This is a genomic window from Streptomyces sp. NPDC093795 (genome assembly GCF_044764665.1).
In the GTDB taxonomy this organism is placed as follows: domain Bacteria; phylum Actinomycetota; class Actinomycetes; order Streptomycetales; family Streptomycetaceae; genus Streptomyces.
In genome coordinates this window covers 129,136-149,458 of sequence record NZ_JBIWIO010000002.1, presented here as the reverse complement: position 1 = coordinate 149,458, position 20,323 = coordinate 129,136, and the positions used below count along the sequence as shown (strand labels likewise).

Genomic DNA, 20,323 nt, shown 5'->3' with positions numbered 1-20,323 from the left:
TTTTTCGTGCCCTCATACGCCTAGGCGCGGAGGTAGGTGAGGACGGCGAGGACCCGGCGGTGGGTGTCCTCGGCCGGCGGCAGGTCCAGCTTCGCCAGTATGTTGCCGATGTGCTTGCCTACGGCCGCCTCGGTCACGACCAGGCGGCGGGCGATCGCCCCGTTCGACCGGCCCTCGGCGACGAGCCCGAGGACCTCGCGCTCGCGCGGGGTCAGCGCCTCCAGCGGATCGCGGTGCCGCCGCAGGAGCTGCCGTACGACCTCGGGGTCGACGACCGTGCCGCCGTCCGCGACACGGGCGAGCGCGTCCAGGAACTCCTCCACCTGCCCGACCCGGTCCTTGAGCAGATAGCCGACGCCGGTGCCGTCGCCCGCGTCGAGGAGGTCGGCGGCGTAGCTGCGCTGCACGTACTGGCTGAGGACGAGGACCGGCAGGGCGGGCCGCTCGGCGCGGAGCGCGACCGCGGCGCGCAGGCCCTCGTCCTGGAAGCCGGGCGGCATCCGGACGTCGGTCACGACGATGTCCGGGTCGTGGGCGGCGACCGCCTCGCGCAGGGCGTCGGCGTCACCGACGGCGGCGACGACCTCGTGCCCGAAACGGGCCAGGAGCCCGATCAGTCCCTCCCGGAGGAGGACGCTGTCCTCGGCGAGGACGACGCGGAGCTTTCGCTCGGTGCGGGACACGGGATCTCCACTCGCAGGAGGGTCGGCCCGCCCTTCGGGCTCATGATCGTCAGTGTGCCATCGAGGACGGCGATCCGGTCGGCCAGTCCCGTCAGGCCGCTGCCGCCGGCCGGGTCGGCGGCGCCGCGTCCGTCGTCCTCCACGTCGATCCGCAGGATGCCGTGCGCGTGCCGGGCGGTGATCCGCGCCCGGGTCGCGCCGCTGTGCTTGCCGATGTTGGCGAGCGCCTCGCGGGCGGCGAAGTAGCCCGCGCTCTCGACGGGCACCGGAAGGCGGGGCAGCTCGACGTCGAGGGTGACGGGAACGGCGGACCGGTCGGCGGCGTCCGCGAGGGCCGCGCCGAGCCCGTAGTCGGCCAGGACCTGGGGGTGGATGCCGTGGATCAGCTCCCGCAGCTCGGTCAGGACCTGCCCGGCCTCCGTGTGGGCCTTCGCCAGCTGAGCGGCGAGCGGTCCCGGCGGGGCGTCGAGCCTGGCGAGGCCGAGCGTCATGGTGAGGGCGACCAGGCGTTGCTGGGCGCCGTCGTGGAGGTCGCGCTCGATGCGGCGCCGCTCGCCCTCGAACGCGTCGACGAGGCGGGCCCGGGAGGCGATGACCTCGCCGATCCCGTCCTGTGCGTCGCTGTCGCGCGGTGAGAGGAGGGCGCGGGCGAGGGCGGCGCGGGCCCCGGCGACGGCGGCGAGGGGGTAGGCGAGGGCGACGAGGAGGAGGGCGCCGAGGAGGGCGGCGGCGAAGGCCTCGGGGTAGGTGGTGACCAGGTACGCCTTGACGACCTTCGCCTCCTGGCCGTCCGCCACCAGCTGGAGCGGGGTGCTGAGGAGCGCGAGGGGCAGGCCGACGCCGACCGCGAGCGCGAGGAGGTCCAGCGGCCACAGGACGGTGGCGAGCAGCAGGGCGTACCCGAGCTCCCGCCAGGTCGCCTGCTCCCCCACCCGCAGCCGGAGCCAGGCGCCGAGACCGGGGGCGGTGGGGACGTGGTGCGGGTCGGGGGCGGGGTCCCGGTCGACGAGCCGGAGCCGCAGTCGCTCGATGCCGCCGACGGCGGGGCCGGAGAGCAGGAGCAGCGGCAGCCCGACGAGAAACAGCGAGAACACGCCGAGCACGAGGAAGAGAAGACAGACGAGACCCCCGAAGAGCCCCCCGGTGACCAGATACCCGACGCCCCGCCAGGGCCAGGAGCTACGGAGGAAGCGGGGGCGGGTGAGCGCCTGCCAGGGGTTACGAGGGTCCATGGGGGCCCACGGTAGGCGGGGGGCTCAGTGCGCCGCACCAGTCCTCGCCCGCGTCGCACAGCTCTTCCGGGCCGACGGGCGCGTTCGGGGCCGCGCCGGGTGGGGTCGGTCCCGGCGACGGCGGCCCTCGCGAGGGCCGCCGCGCTGCGCCGGAGCGGGTACTCCGGCGTGTGGTCGAGCGGGATGCCGAGGTGCGGCTCGCCCCCCGGCAGGGGTGGCATCAGGTCCACCGTCAGGCTTGAAGGGACGGAAGGTTCACCTGGGCCGGTGCGTCAGAACTTGACGTCCGAGCAGGCGTAGAAGGCGTTCGTGGTGTCCGCGACCGTCCACACCGCCAGGATCAGGTGACGGCCCGTCTTGCCCGCCGGGACCGTCCCGGAGTGCGAGAGGGTCGCCGGCGGCTGCTGACTGTTGTACGGGACGGTCAGGAACGGCTGGGGGTCGAGCGCGGCCCGGGTCAGCTTCTGACTCGGGTTCCAGCCGTTCTTGGTGATGTAGTACTTGAAGTCGGTGGTGCGGTGCCGGGCCGTGAACTGCCAGCGGAAGCTGTAGCTCTGCCCCGCCGTGAGCTGCGTGGTGGGCCACGCGCCGCCCCGGGGGTCGTCGAGCTGGGCGAACTGCGTGAGCCCGGCGGAACAGATCTTGCCGTCGGCGGGACCGGCGGCGGGGAAGCCCTTGGGGCCCTCGACCGACTGCGGCTCCCACTGTATGGAGCCGCAGTTGGTCACGGTGCCGTTGGCGCAGAGCTTCTGTCGGCTGATCGGTGAGTCGGTGTAGCCGTGGCTGCCGGCGCTACCGGTGGCGAGGAGGGTGACGCCGGCGACGCCGAGCGCCACCACCGCCGCCCCGGCTGACTTTTTGCGCATGCTGTCGCTCCAGGAGAACGTGGGGGAGTTCCGTTGGGCCGTGCGCGCACGCGTGCGGGTGGTACGGGTCTGTCATTTTGGTCTGGACCAAGTACCAAGGTATGGACGGACGTTGAACATGTCCATCCCCTCACGCCCCCTCTACCGGACCCGTCCGACCCGTGTAGAACGCCACCGTCAGATCCTTGACCAGCGACTTGCGCTCGTAGTCGTCCAGCTCCACCAGACCACGACTGGTCAGCCGGTGGACCACGTCGTCCACCGCGTCCACCACGGAGGTCAGCACACTGTCCCGGTGCTTCGCGTCGATCGCCGCGATCCTGCGCCGCCGCATCGCCGCCGCCACCTCCGGCGCGTACTCGATCCGTGTCGGCTGCGCCGAGAACACGTCCACCCCGACCGGGGCGCACTCCGCCGACAGCATCCGCGTCAGGGCCTCGCCGACCGCCTCCGCGTCCCGGAGCGTCGGGGCGTCCTCATGGAAGGCGTCCGCGGGCAGCTGCGAAAGCACCCGGGCCATCGCCGCCTCCACCTGCTCGCGCAGGTACTCCTCGTGCCCGTCGACCCCGAGCGCCGCCCGGACGGTGTCCCGGACCCGCCACACCACGAGGACGGTGACGTCGAGCGCGGTCCCCTTCGCGTCCACGGACGACAGCGGCTCACTGCGCCAGTGCCGGAGCCGTACGTCGACCCGGCGGCGCAGCAGGAGCGGGCTGACCCAGACCAGTCCGGTACGGCGGACCGTGCCGCGGTAGTCGCCGAACAGGGTCAGCACCCAGGCGTAGCCGACCCGGCCCCGGCCGAGCCCGCCGAGCGCGAACAGCGTGAGCGCGACGCCGAGGGCGAGGAGCGCCCACTGGCCGAGGTGGATGCCGTGGTACGGGCGTTCCGGCAGCCGCAGCATCCGTGCCGCCTCCGCGGGCACCGCCCCGGCCCACCACACGACCGCCGCGCACCCGGCGAGCGCGAGGGCCCCGCCGGCCACCCCGACCCACCCGGGCAGCACCGACGCCGACCGCTCGACGAGATCGGGGTCGGCGGTGGGGGCGGGGCGGGAGAGGGAAACGGGGGCCTTGCTCTTGGTCTGCGACCTGGCCGACGCTTCGGGCTGTGCCTCGGACAACGCCTTGGACAGCGTCTTGGACTGTTCCTTCGTCTGCGTCTCGGGGAGGGGCTTGGCACCGGACTTGAGCCCCGGCTCGGCCGCCTGGACCTTCGACGACTTCGGGAGCGCGTGCCTGGGGCCCTTCACCGGGACAGGCGGGGCCATGGCGACGGTGTCGGGCCCCCCGTCGTCCTCGCCCACCGCCCGGGGCAGGACGGTGTCCGGCTCGTCCCGGAAGAGCAGATGGACGGGGATGGAGCCGGTGGTCTCGGCCCCGATCACGTTCTTCCGGCGCACCACCCGCACCGCGGCGGCGACGGCGGCGTCGGGCGCGGGGGCGGGACTCGCCTGCGCGTCGGCGGCCGGCGCCGGGGCGCCGGAGCCGGGCTCCCGCGATACGGCGGGACCGGCCGGGTGAGCCTGTGCTGTGCCCGAACTCCCTGCCGGGGACGGGGAGAGGGTCGGCACGCCGGGGGACCCCGCCGGGCGAACCGACGACGCGCCGGTGGCCGACCCGGCCGGGTGAGCCGGGCCCGAAGCCCCTCCGGAGGCGTTCACCGACACGCCGGAGGACCCTGCCGGACGGGTCGTGGACCCTCCGGAGGCGGGACCTGCCGGGCGGGTGTGGGACGTGCCCGCGATCCCCGACGAGATGACCGCCGACACATCGGAGGAACCGGTTGGGCGAACCGGCAGCGCGCCGGACACGGAACCGGCCGGGTCGACCGACGGGAGGCCGGCGGCCGCGGGCACGGCCTCCTGCGTCGGCGGTGTGCCGAAACCTCCCGCCGAGTCGGCCGCCGGCACCCCGGCAGACCCCGCCGAATGCTTCGGCCCCGCCCCACGTACCGGCAACGCGCCGGAACCTCCCACCAAGCCGACCGGCGCCACCCCCGCAGGCCCCACCGGGTGTTCCGGCGCCGCGCCACGTACCGGCAACGCGCCGGAACCTCCCGCCGAGCCGACCGGCGCCGCCCCGGCAGGCCCCGCCGGGTGCTCCGGCGCCGCCCAGGGGCGTACCGCCGTCTGCCCCGGTGGCGTACCGGTGGACGGAGCGACGGCCGGTGCGGCGTCCTCGCTCGCGGTCTCCGTCTGCGGCACGGGCTCCCACGCCCGCGGAGGCGCGGGCTCCGCGGGGCGCGAGAGCACGGGAGTTCCGTTCGGCGCGGACGCCGCGGCTCCGCCCTGGGCGGAGGCCGGTGTGCTCATGGCGGGGGCCCGCACGTCCTCCTCGGTGGAGGCAGGCGCACCCGTCGGGGCCGACGGCTCCCCGCCGGCCCCGGGAGTACCCGCGGCCGGAGGCCGTGCGCCGCCCTCCTCGGAGACCGGCGGCTCCGCGGTGGCCACCGCGCCACCCGCTTCAGGCGCCGTGCCCGTCGGTCGGGGCTCGTGGGGCGGCGGGGTGCTCGGAGGTGAGGTGTGGGGAGGGGTCGTGCGGGGGAGTTTGCCGTCCGTCAGGCGTCTCGCCGTGCGGGCCGCGTCTCGTGAGGCCGCCGCGCCGGAGTCCGCGGGGTTCGGGGTCGATGCCGTCATTCGGGGTCCACCTCATGCTCTCGGGGTCATCGGAACAAGCGCCGCCAGGTCTCCGGGCCCGGGTAGCCGTCGGCCGCTGCGCCGCGCCATCCCTGTGCCCGCTGGAACGCCTCGACGTTGCGGCGGTCCGCCTCCGTCCAGCGCGGACCGGGTCCCGACAGGTAGTGCTTGCCGAAGCCCCGCTTCACCAGTTGTTTGCCCAGCTTCTCCACATATGCGCTGGATTGGCCCGGACGGAAGGAGCCACGCCCGGGAAACTCCGTCGCATGGGCGCTTGGGCCGCCCGAACCACTCGAACCGCCGATGCTCCTCCCTCCGCCGGTCACGAGCAGCCGCCACGTCTCGGGGCCCGGCAGACCGTCCGCCTCCCCGCCCTTCCAGCCCTGCGCCCGCTGGAACGCCTGGGTCGCGCGCCGGTCCGCCTCGCCCCACTTCGGGCCGGGGCCCTTGCTGTAGTACTTCTTGGCGCCCCGGTCGACGAGGAGCCGCCCGAGCTGGGCGACGTACCCGTTGTTCGCCCCGGGGCCGAACATGCCCAGGCCGGGGTACGGCGTCGCCGTCGGCTTCGCCCCGCCACCGGTGCCCCCCGTCCCGCCGGTGCCGCCGCCGCTGACCACGCCCTTGTAGCGGTAGGCGACGTACCGGTCGGCGTTCTGCCAGTACGCCATCGGCGTGGCCTGCTTCCGCGTGCGCGGCCTGGTCTGCTCGTACGCGAGGTAGGAGGTGTGGGTGTAGTCGGTCCAGCCGCCGAAGATCGTGACGTGCGAGCCGCGCGTCGGGTCGGCCGGGTTGTGGAAGAGCAGGATGTCGCCGGGCTTGAGATCGATCCGGTCGATCCGGTCGGCGAAGCGGTCGAGGCTGCCGGTCCACTCGTTGCCGCGCAGGTTCCAGGCCATGGAGATGAAGCCGGAGCAGTCCTGGCGGTAGCCGTCCGACCAGTACTTCTCCATGGAGTACGGGACCTTGGCGGTCACCCACAGTTTGGCGCGGTTGATGATCTCGGTCCGGGTCGTTTTGCGGAGGGTGCCGGTCGCGATCTGACTGGTCGTCGGGGTCGCGTTCGGGGAGGGCTGGGAGCCGGGGCCGGGCGCGCCGTGCAGCGGCGCGCGGCCGCCCTGCGGCGTGTCGGGTCCCGGATCGGCCGCCGTCCCGCGCGCCTCGTCCGCCGGGGTGAACGGGCCCGTCGGCGGCGGGAGGGCCGTCGCCACCGCGGCCCCGCCTCCGCTCAGGACCACGCCCGCCGCCGTCACCAGGACCAGGGCGCGGCGGGCGCCGTGGGCGGCGGGATGTCCGCCGACCCGGACCGGCAGGCCAAGCGCGAGGTCACGCCGCTGCTGGGCGCACCCCGGGCAGCCGCAGTCGGCCGCGGGTTCGAACTCCTCGAAGACCGGCACGCTCATGCGATTCCCCTCCACACTCGTCAAGATCTTTTGACCCTTGGTTTTGGGCGTCAGTGTCTCAACTGTCTGGACAAATCGCATTTTGACGGATTGAAGCCCTGATACGACCATCCGACAGGCCGGTGGTGACCGAAATTGGTCGGGAGCACGTCTGCTCGTCGGGTAGAGTTCCCTCTGTCAGCAGGCGCCGCTAGCTCAGTTGGTTAGAGCAGCTGACTCTTAATCAGCGGGTCCGGGGTTCGAGTCCCTGGCGGCGCACGCAGAGTCAAGACCCCCTCACCGATGGTGAGGGGGTCTTGGTCGTTCTTCGGCCACCTCGCCCCAACTACCGTGCGGCCCTCGCGAGTTCCTGGGCGTACGTGTCGAACCACTCCCCCGCCTTCGGGCCGCCCCGGCACGCGCCGTCCGACTCGCCCGGCCGCTTGATCCACAGGTGCGCGGCCACCAGCGGGTCCCCCGTGTTCCGGGTCGGCGGCGCGCCGAGCGCGCGGCCCGGCGGGTTGCACCAGTTCTCGGCCGGGTCGCCCTCCGTGTAGGGGCCGTTTCCGTTCCGGCTGGTGTCGATCACGAAGGGCTTGCCGCCCACCAGGGCCGAGAGCTGCCTGCCGTACGCGGTGCTCTCCGCGGTCGTCCGGAAGTTCGAGACGTTGACCGCGAAGCCGTCGGCCTCCGCGATGCCGGCCTCCTGGAGCGGGAGCCGCAGGTCCGCGGGCTTGCCCCAGCCCGCGTTGCCCGCGTCGATGTAGACGGTGGTGGCGGGCTGCCGCTTCAGGCGCAGGACCGCCGCCTTGAGCAGCTCGTACCGCTCGACGCGGAGCCGTCCGTCCGTACAGCCGTCGATCACGTGCATGACGGCGTCCGGCTCCAGGACGACGGTGGCGCGCCGCCCGCCGATGCCGCGGGCGACGCCGTCGACCCAGTCGCGGTAGGCGGCGGCGTCCGCGGCGCCGCCCGCCGAGTGCTGGCCGCAGTCGCGGTTCGGGATGGCGTAGAGCACGAGGAGCGCCTCGCGGCCGGCGCGGGTGGCGGCCGCGGTGAGCGTCCGGGTCTCGTCCTCGGGGCGGTCCGCACCGATCCACTCGGCCTGCGGCCGGGAGGAGATCCTCCGCAGCAGCGCGGCCTCGACGGTACGGCCGGCGGCGAGATGCCCGGCGACCGCGTCGGCGGCTCTGCCCTGGGGGTTCACCCAGTAGGGGACGACGCCGGGGCCGGGGGCCGGGGCCGGGCTCCGGCCGAGTGGGCCTGGCATGCCCGAAGCGTCGACCGCGCCCGGCGCGTCCCGTGCGGGTCGCGGGGCGGAGCTCGTACAGCCGGAGAGGAGGATCAGGAACGCGACGGCCGGGAGGGCGAACCCTGCTCGGCACGCGGGCGTACGTGCGGACATACGGGCCCCTCGGGCACGTGCGGAGCGATGGGTGACCATCGTGACACGGCAGCCCTCTGGGCCGGACGAGGCGCGGCCTCTACAGTGTCCGCAACCCCCGACCTCCCGCGGCGGCACCGGGTCCCCTCCCGCGCCCGTGAGCCCCGCGGTCGAGGACCGGCCCGGTCGGCGGCGGCACGGGACGCGCCCCGCCGACCGCGGTCAGGTCCGCCTGTTCCGCGCGGCCCCGTCAGGCGCCCCCCGTCCCCGTCAGGTACGCCGACACGACCACGTTCGCCGAGTACGTGCCCGCCGTCGGGTCGAAGGTGCCGCCGCAGGTGATCAGGCGGAGTTCCGCGCGGTGGGGGACCCGGGCGCCGTAGACCTTGCGGGCGTCGAAGTGCTCCCTGGGGTAGACCTGGACGTCGTCGACGGTGAATTCGGCGACCGATCCGTCCGTCCGGGTGACGCGGACCTCGGCGCCCGGCCGGGCCGCGCTCAAGCCGTAGAAGACGGCCGGGCGGGTGTCGGTGTCGACGTGGCCGACGAGGAGGGCCGGGCCGCTCGCGCCCGGCGCGGTGCCCGCGCCGAACCAGCCGACCGTGTGCGGCATCTCGTAGGGCGGCGGGTCGATCGCGCCCGTGTCGTCCAGGCCGCGCGCCACGACAGGAGCGGCGATGCCGAGGGAGGGGATCTCCACCCGCCGTGGTGCGACGGGTGGCAGGGGGTCGTGGGCCGGGGGCAGGGCCGCGCCGAGCGGGCGGCCGACCGCGGCGATGTCGCCGGTGGTCGGCGCGGCGATGCCCCCCGGTCCCTCGGTGGCATCACGGCCCCAGAGCCAGAGGCCGAGCAGCAGAACCGCCCAGGCCACGCCGGTGACGAGTCGCCCGGTGCCCGCCGGGCGGGTTCCGGACGCCACGGTCACTCCGCGCCCGCGCCCGTGTCCGTACCGGAGCCGGTGGCACGGTGACGGCGGGAGCTGCGGAAGGCGACCGCCACGGCGGCGACGGCGGCCATGCCGAGGCCGAGCAGGGTGTACGGGGTGCCGAGGCCGCTCGCGCTGGTGGTCTGGGCGACGCCGGGGGCGGCCGGCGCGGCGAACGCGGCGGTGCCGCCGCCGCCCGCCCTGACCGGGGCGATCGGGCTCGGGTGGTCGTCCGGCTTGTGCGTCGGCTCGTGGGTGGGCTTCTGGCGCTTGACCTGGACGGTGCCGACGTCCGGGTGGTCGTGGCCGTCGCAGGTCACGCTGACCTTGTACGTGCCGTTCTCGAGCCGGGTCTTGATCGTGGTGTCGCCGAACAGCGGGGCGCCGCCGCCGTCCCGGCCGGTGAGTTCGGCGTCGGCGACGAACGCCTGCGACTTCGCGGCGCCGGTCGTGCCCTTGCAGCCCTGGACGCGGACGTCGACGTCGGCGGCGGGCGCGGCGGTGGACGGGGTGACGGTGACCTTCACCCCGTCGTGGGCGTACGCGCCACCGGCCGTGGGTGCCAGTACGAGCACCACGGCCGCCCCTGCGGCACGGAAAGCAATGGAACCTGAACGCATCGTGACCTCCTGGTACTGGCAGGGTCACCCGGATCCGCCCGGCTCGCATCCGCAGGGGACGGCCGCACGGGTCCTACACGCGGTCGACGATGTCCGCGATCGACGGGACGATCTTCGACGGGCGGAACGGGAAGCGGTCGATCTCCGCCTGCGTCGTCAGACCGGTCAGCACCAGGAAGGTCTGCATGCCCGCTTCCAGGCCCGCCAGGATGTCGGTGTCCATCCGGTCGCCGATCATGGCGCTGGACTCGGAGTGGGCACCGATCGCGTTGAGCCCGGTGCGCATCATGAGCGGGTTCGGCTTGCCCGCGAAGTACGGCTCCTTGCCGGTGGCCTTCGTGATGAGCGCGGCGACGGAGCCGGTGGCCGGGAGCGGGCCTTCGAGGGAGGGGCCGGTCTCGTCCGGGTTGGTGCAGATGAAGCGGGCGCCGGCGTTGATGAGCCGTACGGCCTTGGTCATCGCCTCGAAGGAGTACGTACGGGTCTCGCCGAGCACCACGTAGTCCGGGGAGTGGTCGGTGAGGACGTAGCCGATGTCGTGCAGCGCGGTGGTGAGGCCGGCCTCGCCGATGACGTACGCGGTGCCGCCGGGGCGCTGGTCGTCGAGGAACTTGGCGGTGGCGAGGGCCGAGGTCCAGATGTTCTCGACGGGGACTTCGAGGCCCATCCGGGCGAGGCGCGCGTGCAGGTCGCGGGCCGTGTACATCGAGTTGTTGGTGAGGACCAGGAACGGCTTCCCGGTCTCCCGCAGCTTCTTGATGAACGCGTCGGCACCGGGGATCGGCACGCCCTCGTGGATGAGGACGCCGTCCATGTCGGTCAGCCAGGATTCGATCGGCTTGCGCTCTGCCATGGGTGCGGGACTCCTGCCGTACAAACGTGCGGTGTGCTGGGGGCGCCGCGACAGCGCTGTGGCGACGCCCCCAAGCCTAGTCAGGATGTCCGGATCTTGACCCTGTCGTTCAGGATGCGGCGACCTTGACCCCGTCGATGGTCCAGTACCAGTTGTTGGCGCCGGTGTAGCGGAAGCGGAAGCTCACGCTGGAGGCGCCGGCGGGGACGGCGACCGAGAGGGACTGGGGCTTGGAGATCACGTCGGCCGTGTAGCTCTTGACCAGGGTGGGCGTGCCGCCGTTGAAGCTGACCAGGACCTGGGCGGACTGGGCGCCCTCCTGGCGGTAGAAGGTGGTGAAGTCCAGGGTGACCCGGCTCGCCCCCGAGACGCTGTACGCGGGGGTGACCAGGGTCGAGTCGTACGTACCGGAGAAGGTCTTGTCGGCCCACTCGTCGGAGTCGGCGACGGCGAAGACGCCCCGGGCCCGGACGTTGAGCTCGCGGGACTGGTCGCGCTGGGAGCGGGACCAGAACTCGTCGGTGGCGAAGGACCAGCCGCGCCACTCGGTCATGCCGCCGGTGCCCATGGCGTTGTTGATGACGGACCAGCCGCTGGGCGCGGTGTGGGTGAAGCCGAGGACCCCGGCGGGGATGCCGGTCTCGTCGACGCGGCCGGTCAGCGACCCGTAGAGGCTGTCGAAGGGGTCGGTGGAGCGCTGCTGTATCGGCTTGCCGTCGAGGCCCCAGGCCGGGTCGGGGGTGATGCCGAGCTGGTGGAAGACGGTGGCGGCGACGTCGACGAGGCGGGTGTCGATGGGGCGCTGGCCGGCGGCGATGCCGGGGCCCTGGGCGAGGACGAAGGTGCGGCGCTCCTCGATGCTGGAGCCGCCGTGGCCGCCGGCGTCGGCGTGGCCGTGGTCGGTGGTGACGATGACGGTCCAGCGCTCGGATGCGTACGTGGGGCGGGCCTTGACGGCGGCCCAGAGCCGGCCGAGGTAGGTGTCCTGGACGGCGATGACGTCGAGGTAGGCCTGGCTCTGGGCGCCGGAGTTGTGGCCGACGATGTCGGACTGGCCGAAGTAGACGAAGAGGACGTCCGGGTTCTGGTTCCGCAGGACGGACTCGGCCTCGGAGGCGATCGTGGCGTCGTGGGCCACGTACCCGTCCGCGTCGCCGTCGAGGACGAGCTTGGCGTCGGCGCCGGTGGTGACGGTGCCCTGGGCGTCCAGCGGCTTCCAGTCGACGGCGGCGTACGTGGAGAGGCCGGGCCGGACCTGGGCGAGGCGGGCGAGGAAGCCGGGGTACTGGGTGTAGTTCTTGCCGGTGAAGGTGTTGTCCTTCACCCCGTGCTTGTCGGGCCACACGCCGGTGGAGATGGTCGACCAGCCGGGGCCGGAGGAGGTCGCGGCCATCGGGTTGGCGTACAGCAGGGACAGGCCGTACGTGCCGTTCGCCATCATCGCCTTGAGGTGCGGCGCCTTGGCCGCGTCGATCCTGTCGTACCGCAGGCCGTCCATGCCGATGACGAGCACCTTGTCGCTGCTGGTGCCGTTGGGGAGCGTCGGGGCGGCGGCGGCCGCGAGGGCGGTGGGGGCGGCGGCGATTCCGGTGGCGGCGACGGCGGCGGTGGCACCGGCGGCGGCGAGCACGGTGCGGCGGGGGATGCCGGTGATCGGCATGTCGGAGTCCTCCGTGGAAGTCCGGGGAAGGGGCTGAGGGCACGCCAACGCCCCTGATTCCTCAGGGGCGTTGGTCCGTACCCGTTATCCTTCCGCGATACTCCTCGCGGGCGCCAGAGTCGTACGGTGAACTCTTGGCCGTCGCCCGGTTAGCTTCCCGTTGCGGACTTCCACGCGTCGACGTACGCCTTGAGGTTCTTGTCGATGTCGGCCCAGTCCGGCTCGAAGACCTCGACGCCCTCGAGGAGCTTGGCGAGCTCGATGGCGTTGGCGTCGGTCGCCTTGATGTCCTTGCGGGCCGGGAAGCCGCCGCCGATGGCGCTGACCTCGCGCTGGGCGCCCTCGCTCAGCATGAAGTCGAGGAGCTTCTTGCCGTTCTCGGTGTGCGGGGCCTTGTCCACGAGACCGGCCGCGTACGGCAGGGCGAAGGTGGTCGGCTTGCCCGCGCCCTTGGCCGGGAACCAGATGCCGAGGTTCGGCATGGACTTGGACTGGGCGAAGTTCATCTGCACGTCACCGTTGGCGACGAGGAGTTCGCCCTTGTCCACCTTGGGGGCGAGCTTGGAGGTGGAGGACGACGGGCCGACGTTGTTGGCCTGGAGCTTCTTCAGGTACTCCATCGCCGGCTCCTTGCCGCCGAAGTCGTGCATGGCCTTGATGAGGACGGCGGTGCCGTCGCCCGCGACACCCGGGGTGGAGTACTGGAGCTTGTTCTTGAACTTGCCGTCAAGGAGCTCCTCCCAGCTCTTCGGGGCCTCGGGGAGCTCCTTCTTGTTGTGGATGAAGCCGAAGTAGTTGTTGACGACGGAGGTCCACTTGCCGTCGGCGGACTTGTCGCCGCCGTCGACCTTGTCGGCGCCCTGGGGCTCGTACGCCTGGAGCAGGCCCTTGGAGTCGGCCTGCTGGATGAACGGGGGCAGGGTCACGATGACGTCGGCCTGGGTGTTGCTCTTCTCGCGGAGGGCGCGCTGCACCATCTCCCCGGAGCCGCCCTCGACGTACTTGACCTTGATGCCGGTCTTCTTCTCGAAGTCGGCGAAGACCTTGTCGTACCAGCCGTCCCCCGCCTCGCCCTTGAGGCCGTCGGCGCTGTAGACGGTGACGATCTTCTCGTCGGAGGCGGCGGAGGAACCACCGCAGGCGGTGAGGGTGCAGGCGAGGGCGAGCACGCCGGTGACGGCGGCGATCGGCTGGGTGTACGTGCGCATAACGTTGTTTTCTCCTCAGGACGAGTGGGGCTAGCGGAACGAAGCCTTGGTACGGACTCGGGAGACGGCGAGCAGGGCCAGCAGGGTCGCGGCCATGAGGACCACGGCGAGCGCCGAGCCGGTGAACAGGGAGCCACGGTCGGTGGCGGTGAAGATGAGCACCGGCAGCGGCATCCAGTCCGGCGGGTAGAGCATCATCGTGGCGCTCAGCTCGCCCATGGAGAGGGCGAAGCAGAGTCCGGCGGCCGCGTTCAGGGACGGCAGCAGGAGCGGCAGCTTCACCCGGAGCAGCACGTACGAGGGGCGGGCGCCGAGGCTGGCCGCCGCCTGCTCGTACATCGGGTCGAGCCGCACGATGGCGGCCGAGACCGACTGGTGGGCGAAGGCCGTCACGAGGACGGTGTGCGCGAGGATCACGATCCAGCGGGTGCCGTTGAGGAGCACCGGCGGCTGGGAGTACGCGACGAGGACGGCGAGGCCGACGACGACGGACGGCACGGCGACCGGCAGCATGAACAGGGCGTCGAGGACCCGCTTGCCCCGCTTCCCCAGGGCGGCCCCGGCGAGCGCGGCCCAGGTGCCGACGGTCAGCGCGATCAGGCTCGCGGTGACGGCGGTGACCAGGCTGGTGGTGAGCGCCTGGAGGGACTCCCCGCGCACGGCCGCCGTGTAGTGCGCGGCGGTCGGCCCGGAGGGGAAGGCGCCGGACCAGTTCGTGGAGAACGAGGCGGCGACGATGACGAGGAGGGGCAGGGCGAAGAGGGGGACGAAGAGGACGGCGAAGCCGGCCCACACCGTCCACTTGCCCGTACGGCTATGCACCAGCACGGCGGCTCACCCCCCGGTAGAGGGCGTAGAGGCCCACGGAGAGCGCGACGTTGACGACGGCGACGACACAGGCGGCGGCGTAGTCGGATTCGAGGATCGCCTTGCCGTAGACGAGCATCGGGAGGGTCGTGACGCCCTTGGCGCCGGTGAAGAGGACGATCCCGAACTCGTTGAGGCACATGACGAGGACCAGGCTGCCGCCGGCGGCGAGCGCGGGCAGCGCCTCGGGCAGGATCACCTGCCGGACGATCCGCAGCGGCCGGGCGCCGAGCGAGGACGCCACCTCCAGCTGGGCCGTCTCCATCTGGGAGAAGGCGGCGAGCAGGGGGCGCATCACGAACGGGGTGAAGTACGTGATCTCGGCGAGGAGGACGCCCCACGGCGTGGTCAGGAACTGGAAGGGGCCGGTCGTGTCACCGGTGACGTCCGTCCAGACGCCGTTGGCCATGCCGACCGTGCCGTAGAGGAAGAGCAGGGCGAGCGTGATCAGGAAGGACGGGAAGGAGAGGAAGACGTCGATGAACTTCGACACCGCCTTCCCGCCGGGGAACGGGACGAACGCGATCACGACCGCGAGCACGAAGCCGAGGACGAGACAGCCGACCGTGGAGGCGACGGCGAGCCACACGGTGGTGACGAGGGCCTCGCGGAAGGAGGTGGAGGCGAGGACGTCGGCGTACGCGCCGGGCGCCAGGGACTCCTGGACGACCAGGGCGAGGGGGTAGAGGAAGACGAGGGCGAGGACGGCTACGGGGGGCAGGGCCCAGACCCAGGTGGGGGCGGTGCGCCGGGACCCTGTTGTGGGCAACTGTTCCGCAGGGGCGGAACGGGTGGGCACAACACCCGTTGCGGGGTGCTCCTTGACGAGACCTGGAGCTTTACCGGCCATCGTTCACCCCTGCGGGCAGCAGCACCGCGTCCTCCGGCGCGAAGTGCAGCGACACCTCGGTCCCGAGCAGCGGTGTCTCCCGCAGCTCGCGGACGTCCGCCTTCACCCGGTGGCCGCCGCCGACGTCGACGTACAGCCGGTGGGTGGAGCCGCGCCACTGGACCTCGGAGATACGGCCCCGCAGCGCGTTCGGCCCGTCGCCGAGCCCGACCAGGTGCGGGCGTACGCAGAGGGTGGCGGCCGCGCCGGGGGCCACGTCGTCGGTGGCGACCGACAGGTCGGTCCCCTCGAAGGCGACGCCCCCCGTGCCGACGGTCACCGGCAGCAGGTTGGCGTTGCCGACGAACGACGCCGTGAACTCCGTACGCGGCCTGCGGTACAGGTCCTGCGGGGTGCCGCAGTCCTGGAGCCGGGCCTTGTCCATGACGGCGATCCGGTCCGCGAGGGTCAGCGCCTCGACCTGGTCGTGGGTGACGTACAGGATCGACACGTCCGGCAACTCGCGGTGGAGGCGGGCCAGTTCGGCCAGCATCCCGGAGCGCAGCTGGGCGTCGAGCGCGGAGAGCGGCTCGTCGAGGAGGAGGACCTTGGGCCGGATGGCGAGCGCCCGGGCGATGGCGACGCGCTGCTGCTGGCCGCCGGAGAGCTCCCGGGGGTACCGGTGGGCGTAGGCCGCCATGCCGGTCATCTCCAGGGCCTCGGCGACCCGGCCGGGGATCTCGTCCTTCGGCGCCTTCTGCGCCTTCAGACCGAAGGCGACGTTCGCCTCGACCCGCAGGTGCGGGAAGAGGGCGTACTGCTGGACGACCATCCCGATCCCCCGCTTGTGCGGCGGGAGGGCAGTGACGTCACGGTCGCCGATGAGCACCCGCCCGGAGGCCGGCCGCACGAATCCGGCGACGGCCCGCAGCGCGGTCGTCTTGCCGGAGCCGGAGGGCCCGAGGAGGGCCATGACCTCGCCGGGTTCGACGGTCAGGTCGAGCCGGTCGAGGACGGTGGTGCCGCCGTACGCGACGGACACGGCGTCGAAGCGGATGCCGCTGGTCATGCCTCGAACTCCTGAAGAAGTACGGGGAGTTCGACGATGGAGGCGAGGACTCGGTGGGCGCCGTGCTCCGTGAGGGCGGTCTCGCCGTGGGCGCCGGTCAGGACGCCCGCCACGATCCCGGCGCCCGAGCGGACGCCGCTGAGCATGTCGTACGAGGTGTCGCCGGCGACCGCGATCCGGCGGACGTCCTCGACGGCCCCGGTGCGGAGGAAGGCCGCGAGGACCATGTCGGGGTACGGGCGGCCCCGGCCGCCGGCGTCGGCCGGGCAGAGGGTGAGGCCGACGAGGTCGCGCCAGCCGAGGGCGTCGAGGATGGCGTCCTGGGTGACCCGGGCGAAGCCGGTGGTGAGGACGACGGTCCTGCCCTGCTCCTTGAGCGTGGCGATGGCCTCGGCGGCGCCGGCGATGGGGGCGATGCGGCCGTCGGAGACGAGTTCGCCGTACGCGTCCTCGAAGAGGAGGTTGGCCTTCTGGGCGCGGGCCTCGTCGCCGTCGAGGAGGTGACGGAAGACGGAGATCTTGGACTCGCCCATGGTGGCGCGGACGTGGTCGATCATCGTGGCGGGGTCTTCGCCGAGGCGCTCGGCGGCGACGGTGAAGGCCTGCTCGACGAGGCCGCCGTCGGCGACGGTCGTGCCGGCCATGTCGAGGACGACGAGGTCGTGCTTCTGCTTCTCGATGCTCATGTGGTTCACCAGCCCAGTTCGTTCGCGGTCGTCTCGGCGATGGCGGGGGAGCAGGTCATGCCCCGGCCGCCGGGTCCGGTCACCAGCCACACGCCGTCGCTGACCCGCTGGCGGTGCACGACGCGACTCTTGTCGACGCACTGCGCGTACACCCCGGCCCAGCGCCGCTTGATCTTCGGCAGCGGGCGGCCGAGGAAGGACTCGACGACGCGGGTGAGGTGCTCGTAGGGGTCTTCGAGGGTGTCGAAGGCGAAGGGGTGCTCGTACTCGTGGGTGTCGCCGATGGTCAGTCCGCCGTCGAGGCGCTGCACCATGAGCAGCTGCATCTTGTGTGCGGCGGCGGTGGGGTCCTGCGGCTGCGCGGCCTGGAGCGCGTCGAGGGCCTCGGAGGCGTAGGCCGGGTAGTAGCGGAAGGAGTCCGCGTCGGCGACGGAGGTGGTGAGGGGCTCACCGAGGGGCTCGGTCTGCATCATCTGGAGGCGGACGCGGCGGACGGGTATCTCGCCGGCGACCTCGCGGACGAGGCCGGAGAGCCAGGCGCCGGTGCACAGGACGACGGCGTCGCCGGTGTGGGTCTCGCCCCGGTCGTCGCGGACGGCGTTCTCTCCCACGACGTCCCGGACCTCGCGGTTCGGCAGGAAGGTGTACTTCCCGGTGGCGAGGAGGGCCTCGCGGAGGGCGAGCTGCGCGAGGCGGGGCTCGACGGCCGCGTCCCGCTCGCACCAGAGGGCGGCGTCGAAGTCGCCGCGCAGGGCCGGGTTGATCGCGCGGGCCTCGTCGGCCGTGAGCAGCTTGTAGCCACGGGCGGCGGCGTCGGGGCGGGCGACAGCCGCCTCGGCGACGGCGAGTTCCAGCTCGTTCCGTACGGGGGTGAGGGAGCCGTTGGCCCGGAAGCCGAGGCCGGGGACGCGGGCCCCGATGCCCTCCCAGAGTTCACGGGCGCGCAGGGCGGTGTCGAGCTCTTCGCCGCCCGCCCGTCCGCTGACCCAGATCTGGCCGAAGTTACGGAGGGAGGCTCCGCGCGCCTCGGCCTCTCGCTCGATGTGTACGACCTCATGGCCGCGTTCCACTGCGTGCCAGGCGTGCATGGTTCCCACCACGCCGGCTCCTACGACGATCACCTTCATGCCGACGACGTTCGCGGCGGTGGGTGACCCGGACGGGGCTGGGGGACGACGGGACGGTAAACAAACCGACAAGCTTGGACCAGACCCGTTACCGTTACGTAATAAGGAGAGGGGGGTGGGGAGGGGGCCGAGGTTGCCGGCTCTCCGTCAGCCCTGCTCCCCCAGGTGGGCGGTGAAGCTGAAGCGGTCACCCCGGTAGAGGGTGCGGACGCGCTCCAGGGGGCGGCCCGCGGTGTCCCGGGAGACGCGGTGGAGCAGCAGCATCGGGAGGGCCGGCGGGGTGCCGATGAGCAGGGCCTCGCGGGGGGTCGCGAGCACCGTCTCGATGCGCTCGTCGGCGGCGCCGAAGGAGATGCCGAGGCGGTCGTGGAGGTAGGAGTAGAAGGAGGAGTCCGGGTCGAAGTCCGTGTCCAGGTGCGGGGCGCGGGCCTCGGAGACGTACGTGCTCTCCAGGCCGACCCGCTCGTCGTCGGCGAGCAGCACCCGCTCCATGTGCCAGACGGGCTCGCCGCGTTCGGCGCCGACCTCGGGGGCGAGGGCCTCCGGGCAGGGGAAGCGGTCCAGCGAGATGAGACTGCGACCGGGGCGGCGGCCCTGGCGGCGCACGCCCTCCGTGTAGCTCGCGAGCGAGAGGGGCTGTTCGAGCTTGGGACCCGCGACGACCGTGCCCCGGCCCTGGCGGCGCAGCCGCCCCTCCAGGAGAAGTTCGCGCAGCGCCTGCCGGACGGTCTCGCGGGACACCTCGTACCGGACGGCGAGGTCACGCTCGGTGGGCAGCAGCCCGCCCTCCCCCAACTCGTCGACCATCAGGGTGAGTTTCGCCTTGACGGCGTAGTACTTGGGCACGCGGCCGTGCTCCGGGATGCCGGATCGGACGGGGGCGCCGGGGTTGGTGTGCTGGTAGTTCACCGGGGGATGGTCGCAGACGGGGATGAACGGGAGGGTGTACGGCGGGTGGCTCGGGGGTGCGGGGGGGGCGTGGCTCGGCGGGGGCTGGGGCGGCGGCTTGGCGGTGGCGGACGTCGGCACGTGGCTCAGCGGGGGCGGGGGCAGGTGGCTCAGCGGGTGCGGCGGCGGCGGAGGCGGACGAGGACGGCGCCGAGCAGGACGAGGGCGGCGGCGAGTGGGGCGAGGGCTCGTGCGTACGCCTCCGCGTCGTCCCGGCCGGTGTGGGCGAGTTCCGGGTCCGACGGGTTGGCATCCGGGTCCCTCGGGTCGGCGGTGGGGGCCGGGGGGCGCGGGGCGGTGCCGGGGGGCCGGGAGGGGTCGGCGGTGCCGGGCGCGGTGGGTTCGGCAGTGGGAGCGTCGGGGTCGGCGGGTCCGACGGTGAGGCGGTAGTCGCCGGACTCGCCGACCCAGTCGCCGTCGGCGCCGCGGCGCTGCACGACGGCGGCGTTGACGACGACGTCGTCGGGGGTGGTCTTCGCGGCGAAGGCCAGCCGCACGGGGACGGTGAGGGTCTTGCCCGCGGGGACCGCGAAGCCGCCGAAGCCGGTGAACGCGCCCACGTTCTCCGCCTCTTCGGTCGCCTCGAAGGTGACGGGGCGCCACTGCGCGGCCCCGGCGTCGTAGAACTCGAACCGGATCTGCTCCGGCCGAAGCGCCCGCTCCTGGTCGGTGAGGACGAGCACGGGGTGGATGCCGGAGCAGGGCGCGGCGGTGGTGTTGGTGAGGTCGAGCTTCCACTCCTGCGGGGCCCCGCCGGCGGGGTAGTCGGGGGGCCCGCCGTGCAGCCGGGTGTCGAGCGGGAATCCACCGCCGGGGGCGGCACCGCAGACGGGGGCGGGGGGATCGGGGGCGGGGACGCGGGGCCCCGGGGCGGCCCCCGCCGAAGCCGGGGCCGGCCGCGCACGGGCTGCCGAGACCGGGCGTGGGGGAGCGTCGGCCGACATTCCCGCGGCCGACAGTTGGGCCTCGGCCGGTGGGGTGGCGTAGGCCTCGGCCACCGAGGCCGGTGGAGCCGCGTGGGCCTCGGCCGCCAAGGCCGGTGGAGCCGCGTGGGCCTCGGCCGCCAAGGCCAGTGGAACCGCGTGGGCCTCGGCCGCCAAGGCCAGTGGAACCGCGTGGGCCTCGGCCGCCGAGGCCGGTGGGGCGGCGTGGGCCTCGGCCACCCAGGCCGGGGCCGTCAGGTGGGTCGTGGCGGTGGCTGCCAGCGCGGCCGCCGCCGTCAGGGCGCGGGCGCTGCGCGGTCGCAGAGGGGCGGATGCCATGGGGCGGGGCCTTTGCTGCTCGCGGGCGTACGGGTCGGCCGCGACCCTGCCACCACGAAACGGCCAGGTCCGGGCAGCGACACCGCC

The 20,323-nt window shown here is 73.3% G+C and carries 18 protein-coding genes and 1 tRNA gene; 1 reads left to right on the top strand and 18 read right to left on the bottom strand.

Annotated elements, in window-relative coordinates:
- Positions 1–20 precede the first annotated feature (20 nt).
- The 5 genes from ACIRB7_RS05735 to ACIRB7_RS05715 form a co-directional block, all read right to left on the bottom strand.
- Positions 21–683: a response regulator gene (locus tag ACIRB7_RS05735; RefSeq protein ID WP_403592853.1), complete on the bottom strand. Its 663-nt coding sequence runs from the start codon at positions 681–683 to the stop codon at positions 21–23.
- Complete coding sequence (locus tag ACIRB7_RS05730; protein WP_403592850.1) at positions 614–1,915, bottom strand: sensor histidine kinase; 1,302 nt, start codon at positions 1,913–1,915, stop codon at positions 614–616. The genes ACIRB7_RS05735 and ACIRB7_RS05730 overlap by 70 nt, the downstream gene beginning before the upstream one ends.
- Positions 1,916–2,187: 272 nt before the next feature.
- Positions 2,188–2,781, bottom strand: a complete 594-nt coding sequence (locus tag ACIRB7_RS05725; RefSeq protein ID WP_403592847.1) for a lytic polysaccharide monooxygenase — start codon at positions 2,779–2,781, stop codon at positions 2,188–2,190.
- A gap of 130 nt (positions 2,782–2,911) precedes the next feature.
- Positions 2,912–4,987 (bottom strand): SPFH domain-containing protein, encoded by a 2,076-nt coding sequence (locus ACIRB7_RS05720; protein WP_403594339.1) that lies wholly within the window; start codon positions 4,985–4,987, stop codon positions 2,912–2,914.
- Positions 4,988–5,445: 458 nt separating this feature from the next.
- Positions 5,446–6,819, bottom strand: a complete 1,374-nt coding sequence (locus tag ACIRB7_RS05715; protein WP_403592844.1) for a peptidoglycan-binding protein — start codon at positions 6,817–6,819, stop codon at positions 5,446–5,448.
- 184 nt (positions 6,820–7,003) lie between these two features.
- Here ACIRB7_RS05715 and ACIRB7_RS05710 point away from each other — a divergent pair.
- A tRNA-Lys gene (locus ACIRB7_RS05710) sits at positions 7,004–7,077 on the top strand.
- Positions 7,078–7,144: 67 nt separating this feature from the next.
- On the opposite strand, the gene ACIRB7_RS05705 is transcribed toward ACIRB7_RS05710, so the two are convergent.
- The 13 genes from ACIRB7_RS05705 to ACIRB7_RS05645 form a co-directional block, all read right to left on the bottom strand.
- Positions 7,145–8,068, bottom strand: a complete 924-nt coding sequence (locus ACIRB7_RS05705; RefSeq protein WP_403592841.1) for a glycoside hydrolase family 6 protein — start codon at positions 8,066–8,068, stop codon at positions 7,145–7,147.
- A gap of 364 nt (positions 8,069–8,432) precedes the next feature.
- Positions 8,433–9,107, bottom strand: a complete 675-nt coding sequence (locus tag ACIRB7_RS05700; RefSeq protein WP_403592838.1) for a class F sortase — start codon at positions 9,105–9,107, stop codon at positions 8,433–8,435.
- A complete protein-coding gene (locus ACIRB7_RS05695) occupies positions 9,104–9,685 on the bottom strand; it encodes a hypothetical protein (protein WP_403592836.1) in 582 nt (193 codons plus the stop codon). The genes ACIRB7_RS05700 and ACIRB7_RS05695 overlap by 4 nt, the downstream gene beginning before the upstream one ends.
- A 115-nt stretch (positions 9,686–9,800) precedes the next feature.
- Positions 9,801–10,580, bottom strand: a complete 780-nt coding sequence (locus ACIRB7_RS05690) for an HAD-IIA family hydrolase (RefSeq protein ID WP_403592834.1) — start codon at positions 10,578–10,580, stop codon at positions 9,801–9,803.
- A 109-nt stretch (positions 10,581–10,689) separates the two neighbouring features.
- On the bottom strand, positions 10,690–12,240 hold the full coding sequence (locus ACIRB7_RS05685; RefSeq protein WP_403592831.1) for an alkaline phosphatase family protein: 1,551 nt from the start codon (positions 12,238–12,240) through the stop codon (positions 10,690–10,692).
- Positions 12,241–12,389: 149 nt separating this feature from the next.
- Positions 12,390–13,448, bottom strand: coding sequence for a 2-aminoethylphosphonate ABC transporter substrate-binding protein (locus tag ACIRB7_RS05680; RefSeq protein ID WP_403592829.1), 1,059 nt, complete (start codon positions 13,446–13,448; stop codon positions 12,390–12,392).
- Positions 13,449–13,478: 30 nt separating this feature from the next.
- Positions 13,479–14,276, bottom strand: coding sequence for an ABC transporter permease (locus ACIRB7_RS05675; RefSeq protein WP_403592826.1), 798 nt, complete (start codon positions 14,274–14,276; stop codon positions 13,479–13,481).
- Complete coding sequence (locus ACIRB7_RS05670; RefSeq protein WP_403592824.1) at positions 14,263–15,165, bottom strand: 2-aminoethylphosphonate ABC transporter permease subunit; 903 nt, start codon at positions 15,163–15,165, stop codon at positions 14,263–14,265. Before ACIRB7_RS05670 ends, ACIRB7_RS05675 begins: the two co-directional genes overlap by 14 nt.
- Positions 15,155–16,213, bottom strand: coding sequence for an ABC transporter ATP-binding protein (locus tag ACIRB7_RS05665; RefSeq protein ID WP_403592821.1), 1,059 nt, complete (start codon positions 16,211–16,213; stop codon positions 15,155–15,157). Before ACIRB7_RS05665 ends, ACIRB7_RS05670 begins: the two co-directional genes overlap by 11 nt.
- Complete coding sequence (locus ACIRB7_RS05660) at positions 16,210–16,899, bottom strand: HAD family hydrolase (protein ID WP_403592818.1); 690 nt, start codon at positions 16,897–16,899, stop codon at positions 16,210–16,212. The genes ACIRB7_RS05665 and ACIRB7_RS05660 overlap by 4 nt, the downstream gene beginning before the upstream one ends.
- Positions 16,900–16,904: 5 nt before the next feature.
- On the bottom strand, positions 16,905–18,026 hold the full coding sequence (locus ACIRB7_RS05655) for a TIGR03364 family FAD-dependent oxidoreductase (protein ID WP_403592815.1): 1,122 nt from the start codon (positions 18,024–18,026) through the stop codon (positions 16,905–16,907).
- A gap of 147 nt (positions 18,027–18,173) precedes the next feature.
- Positions 18,174–18,935, bottom strand: a complete 762-nt coding sequence (locus tag ACIRB7_RS05650; protein ID WP_403592812.1) for a GntR family transcriptional regulator — start codon at positions 18,933–18,935, stop codon at positions 18,174–18,176.
- A 149-nt stretch (positions 18,936–19,084) separates the two neighbouring features.
- A complete protein-coding gene (locus ACIRB7_RS05645; RefSeq protein ID WP_403592809.1) occupies positions 19,085–20,236 on the bottom strand; it encodes a hypothetical protein in 1,152 nt (383 codons plus the stop codon).
- Between the last annotated feature and the right edge of the window lie 87 nt (positions 20,237–20,323).

Bases quoted from the DNA above. Each gene is read 5' to 3' on its own strand.
- ACIRB7_RS05670 (WP_403592824.1), bottom strand. From the start codon at position 15,165: ATGGCCGGTAAAGCTCCAGGTCTCGTCAAGGAGCACCCCGCAACGGGT.
- ACIRB7_RS05655 (WP_403592815.1), bottom strand. From the start codon at position 18,026: ATGAAGGTGATCGTCGTAGGAGCCGGCGTGGTGGGAACCATGCACGCC.
- ACIRB7_RS05730 (WP_403592850.1), bottom strand. From the start codon at position 1,915: ATGGACCCTCGTAACCCCTGGCAGGCGCTCACCCGCCCCCGCTTCCTC.
- ACIRB7_RS05660 (WP_403592818.1), bottom strand. From the start codon at position 16,899: ATGAGCATCGAGAAGCAGAAGCACGACCTCGTCGTCCTCGACATGGCC.
- ACIRB7_RS05715 (WP_403592844.1), bottom strand. From the start codon at position 6,819: ATGAGCGTGCCGGTCTTCGAGGAGTTCGAACCCGCGGCCGACTGCGGC.
- ACIRB7_RS05645 (WP_403592809.1), bottom strand. From the start codon at position 20,236: ATGGCATCCGCCCCTCTGCGACCGCGCAGCGCCCGCGCCCTGACGGCG.
- ACIRB7_RS05690 (WP_403592834.1), bottom strand. From the start codon at position 10,580: ATGGCAGAGCGCAAGCCGATCGAATCCTGGCTGACCGACATGGACGGC.
- ACIRB7_RS05665 (WP_403592821.1), bottom strand. From the start codon at position 16,213: ATGACCAGCGGCATCCGCTTCGACGCCGTGTCCGTCGCGTACGGCGGC.
- ACIRB7_RS05705 (WP_403592841.1), bottom strand. From the start codon at position 8,068: ATGCCAGGCCCACTCGGCCGGAGCCCGGCCCCGGCCCCCGGCCCCGGC.
- ACIRB7_RS05725 (WP_403592847.1), bottom strand. From the start codon at position 2,781: ATGCGCAAAAAGTCAGCCGGGGCGGCGGTGGTGGCGCTCGGCGTCGCC.
- ACIRB7_RS05685 (WP_403592831.1), bottom strand. From the start codon at position 12,240: ATGCCGATCACCGGCATCCCCCGCCGCACCGTGCTCGCCGCCGCCGGT.
- ACIRB7_RS05680 (WP_403592829.1), bottom strand. From the start codon at position 13,448: ATGCGCACGTACACCCAGCCGATCGCCGCCGTCACCGGCGTGCTCGCC.